The organism is Romboutsia sp. (assembly GCF_035470145.1).
Classification (GTDB): Bacteria; Bacillota; Clostridia; order Peptostreptococcales; family Peptostreptococcaceae; genus Romboutsia_D.
On record NZ_DATIRC010000282.1, the window covers coordinates 1 to 4,409 of the forward strand.

The following is a 4,409-nucleotide window of genomic DNA, read 5'->3' on the forward strand; positions in this document are numbered from 1 at the left end:
TGAAGAGGTGGAGACAATGGAAAGTACAGTAGAAGCAATTGCAACTAATAACTTGTTATTAATATTTGCAGCTATTGCCATAACGGGTATAGTCCTAGGAAAAGTAAGTGAAATTATAAAAATGCCAGATGTTATTTTATATCTAGTAGCAGGTATTATAATAGGACCAGCAGTGCTTAATTTAATTAGTATAGAGTCTTTCCCTATAGAGAATAACTTAATACTTACATTTGGTTCAGCATTTATATTATATGAAGGCGGACGAGAAATAAATTTAAAAGTTTTAAATAAAGTAAAATTAAGTGTTGGTATGTTAGCAACAGTAGGTGTTATAGTATCAACAGTTGTAGTAGGATTATTTGCAGGCAAAATATTTGGGCTACCGATAATGACAGCGCTACTTATAGGAGCGGTTATAGCATCTACAGACCCAGCAGCGCTTATACCAGTATTTAAACAAGTAACTATAAAAGATAAAATAAAGCAAACTGTAGTTAGTGAATCAGCTTTCAATGATGCAGTTGGAGCAATACTTGTTTCTACATTACTTGGAGTTGTAACAAGTGGAGAATTCTCAGCAGCTAAAAGTGTAGAAGAACTTGTTATATCAACTGTTGTAGGAATAAGTGCTGGTATAGCTCTAGGATATATATTCTCAGTGTTAATATCAGATAAAAAGTGGGGAGTATTCCACTCATATGCACCAATAATGTCTATATTAAAGGTTGCTTTATCTTATGAAATAGCAGTACTTTTACATGGTAGTGGATATATGGCAGTATTTATAGCAGGTCTTATAGCAGGAAATAAAAAGTTATTTGGACTTTGGGTTCCAGAACATGATTTCCATTCAGAACATTGCTTTAGAGAAAGTGTTGGATCATTATGTCGTATGGCAATATTTGTTGTATTAGGAACGCAAGTAGATTTAGTAGCTCTTTCAAAATATTGGGCACCAGCACTTTTAGTAGTTTTAGTATTAATGTTTGTTGCAAGACCACTTGTAGTTTTAATATCTACAGCATTTGATAAAGAAGCAAAATGGACATTTAAAGATAGGTTATTCATGATGTGGGTTAGAGAAACTGGAGTTATACCAGCTGCATTATCTGGTATAATAGTATCTATGAAGTTACCAGGATATGAAATAATATCTTCAGTAGTATTTATGACAATACTAGTAACACTTATAGTACAAGCAAGTACAACAAAATTAGTAGCTAAAAAACTTGGAGTATTAGAAGAAAGTACAGAAGAAAAAGTAGAATTTGCATCTGAAATTATGTAAATAGAATAGATATAAAAACAGAGGGATAGCCCCTCTGTTTTTTTTATGTAATGATTATTTAGAAATAAAGGTTTCACAACTAGCATTTTCAATGGTGATCTCTACATGGCTTGCACTACATCCACCATTTATATTGTATTTACAATTGGTAGCAGAACAAGAGATATTTTGAGTGTTAGTTAAAGATGTTTCACCTCTATAGTTAGAAAGATGAAAAGAAGATTTATCTCTAAATGTATCACAATAAGTCTCAGGCGTTATAGTGGCGTCAAAGCCTTCTATTTTTATATGTGAAGCATAACAGTGGCTAGATTTATTAAAAGCACAATTATAGTCTAAACAGTTCAAATTACTTTGCATAAATTACCTCCTAAAATTAATTATATTAATAGTATGTCAAATTTAAAAAAGTTTTAATCATTAATACTAAACAATTTCCAATATGTAATTTAAGTTATGATAATATATTTATAAAAAATATAATACAAGGCATTGTAAATACATCTAGCAAAAAGGCTGCAACTAAAGGAACTATTAAAAATGCCTTTTCAGAAGAACCATAAATTTCACTAACAGAATTCATATTAGCTAAAGCAATTGGAGTAGCACCCAAACCATGACCAATGAGACCACTTACCATAATAGCAGCATCTAAATTTTTACCTAATGCTCTAAACACTACAAATATAGCAAATAAAACAATGAATATAGCTTGAGATATTACAATTATAATTATAGGGCCAAATAAGCTTGAAAGCTTCAATAAATCAATACTCATAAGCGCCATAGTTAAAAATATTCCCAATGAAATTTCACTTAATAAATGTAGTAAATTAAAGTCTAATTCAAAAAAATTAATTTTGTCATTTAGGTTTCTAAAAATCACTGAAACTAACATACAACCAGTTATAGTAGGTATTATTATATTAGTACTTTTAGAAATAATGTTTGCTATAAATTCTCCACAGCTTACACAAAGTAATACGATTAAAACTTGTTCTAAAAATGAAAAGGCATCTATTTTTAGATAAGGATTAGAAGTAATCGATAAACTTTTAGTATAAGTACTTTTAAATGGCTTAGGTATTGATTTATAAGAGTTTAAATTATATTTTTCAATTAAAAATTTAGAAACTGGTCCACCTAATAAACCAGCAAACATTAAACCAAAAGTTGCAGCAGCAATACCAACACTACTAGCATTACTAATACCTATGTTTTCTATAGTAGATCCAAAAGCAGCTGCATACCCATGACCACCTTCCATAGATATAGTTCCGCACATAAGACCAATTAGTGGATGTATATTAGTAACTTTAGAAAGTACAATGGCTAATATATTTTGACAAAATGATAAAACTCCGCAGAGTATCCAATATAGAATGAGCTGCTTACCTCCTTTTTTTACGATAGATATACTTATACCAAGACCCACTATAGTAAAGAAAAAGCAAATAAAATAAGTCATCAAGCTTGTATTCATAGTTACAGTACAGATATTAAAAAGTCTTAAAAATAAATTAAGAATACAAAATAAAAGACCTCCAATTACTGGAGCTGGGATACAAAACTTATTAAAAAAATTAACGTTATTCTTGATAATAGTTCCAATTAAAAAAAGCATTATAGTAAGTACTAAAGTAGATATAATATTTAAATTTATTAAAATTAAAAACACCCCCCTAAAAAATCTAATTAATAAAATATATTAAAGCTTGGCAAAAAATATTAAAAAAATTTGATTCACTCATATCGATTAAATGGCTACAAATAAGGTGTATTGTTTAAATTTAGAGGTTGAATTTTATATAAAATTTATTAAAATTCTCATAATTTATATAAAAAAGGGAGTATCTCTTTAATGATTTTAATCATTTTGAGACACTCCTTTATAAAAATTGTAAATTATATTTTTTTCATTATATCAAGGAAGTCATTAACACTATCTAATATGTATTTTCCTTTTAAATAATCAAGTTTTATATCATCAAAATTATCAAAAGCTTTAACGGCACTAGGTCTTTCTTCGAATGAACCTATAATATTGAAATTTTCGTCAAGTACCGCAATAGTAGGACCCTTAAAATCTTCAATTCCTAGAATAGGAGCTAAGAATTTCTTTCCACGAGCCATAGTTATAACAGATATATTAAATTTAGGATTTATATCACAAAACTTTTTTAATATAGTTACATTAATTTGGAAATCAGGACACCAAATTTCACCTGAAACTAAAAAGTTTATTTCTTTATCGATACTTGATATTTGTTTAATAACATCATCTGTTAAATTTATTCTAGAATCATTTTTAGGAATTCTAGCTCTTTCAGATTTTGTACCTTCGCCAACAGAACTTTCAAAACTACATCCAACCTCAAATAATTCCTTTATATCCATTTTCATTATTAAAATACCCCCTAAATGAAACTTATTACAAACATATTACCACTAATATAGAGGTTTATCTAGAGAGAAATAAAAAAATTTACAATTAACTGATAAATATGATATTATATAGATGAAATATATAGGTGATGGAGTTCACCATTAAACGCGAAAGCTAATGACTCCTACTCTTTTTAAGGGTAGGAGTCTATTTTTTTGTTATAACTTTAAATTATAGGAGGAGAGATATGATAATAGTATTAATAAGTTTAGTAATAATAGGAGTCTTAGCAAACTACAGTGGTAAATTAGTAGAAAAAATAAAGTTGCCATCTTTAATAGGTATGATGATATTAGGGATGTTAATAGGACCAGCAATATTTAATTTAGTACCCCAAAGCACTATAAAAATTGCTCCATTTATAAAGGACATAGCACTTGTAGCAGTTTTATTTATAGGTGGACTTGGAATAAGTTTATCTCAAATAAAGCAAATAGGTAAACCAGCAGTTTTATTAAGTATAATACCAGCAACGCTAGAAGGATTTGCTGTAGCATTTTTATGTATGATATTTTTAGATTTTACATTTATACAAGGGGCTATACTTGGATTTATAATAGCAGCAGTTAGTCCGGCTGTTTTAATACCTTCTATGGTATCTTTAATAAACAGAAAACTAGGTCAAGACAAAGCAATACCACAAATGTTATTAGTTGGTGCTAGTTGCGATGATAC

General features: G+C 28.6%; 5 protein-coding genes and 1 riboswitch. Of the genes, 2 read left to right on the forward strand and 3 right to left on the reverse strand.

Annotated elements, in window-relative coordinates:
* A partial coding sequence (locus tag VLM92_RS11605) for a sodium:proton antiporter (RefSeq protein ID WP_331681753.1) occupies nt 1-1,288 on the forward strand: 1,288 nt, incomplete at its 5' end.
* Nucleotides 1,289-1,342: 54 nt separating this feature from the next.
* On the opposite strand, the gene VLM92_RS11610 is transcribed toward VLM92_RS11605, so the two are convergent.
* From VLM92_RS11610 to VLM92_RS11620, 3 genes are all read right to left on the reverse strand, one after another.
* Nucleotides 1,343-1,648: a DUF1540 domain-containing protein gene (locus VLM92_RS11610; protein ID WP_325276497.1), complete on the reverse strand. Its 306-nt coding sequence runs from the start codon at nt 1,646-1,648 to the stop codon at nt 1,343-1,345.
* 94 nt (nt 1,649-1,742) lie between these two features.
* Entirely contained in the window at nt 1,743-2,966 is a 1,224-nt protein-coding gene (locus VLM92_RS11615) for a sodium/glutamate symporter (protein ID WP_325276498.1), read from the reverse strand.
* 227 nt (nt 2,967-3,193) lie between these two features.
* A complete protein-coding gene (locus VLM92_RS11620) occupies nt 3,194-3,691 on the reverse strand; it encodes a thioredoxin family protein (RefSeq protein ID WP_325276499.1) in 498 nt (165 codons plus the stop codon).
* 118 nt (nt 3,692-3,809) lie between these two features.
* Nucleotides 3,810-3,868, forward strand: a riboswitch (Fluoride riboswitch).
* 53 nt (nt 3,869-3,921) lie between these two features.
* Here VLM92_RS11620 and VLM92_RS11625 point away from each other — a divergent pair.
* Nucleotides 3,922-4,409: cation:proton antiporter (locus VLM92_RS11625; protein WP_325276500.1), on the forward strand; the 488-nt coding region annotated here is incomplete at its 3' end.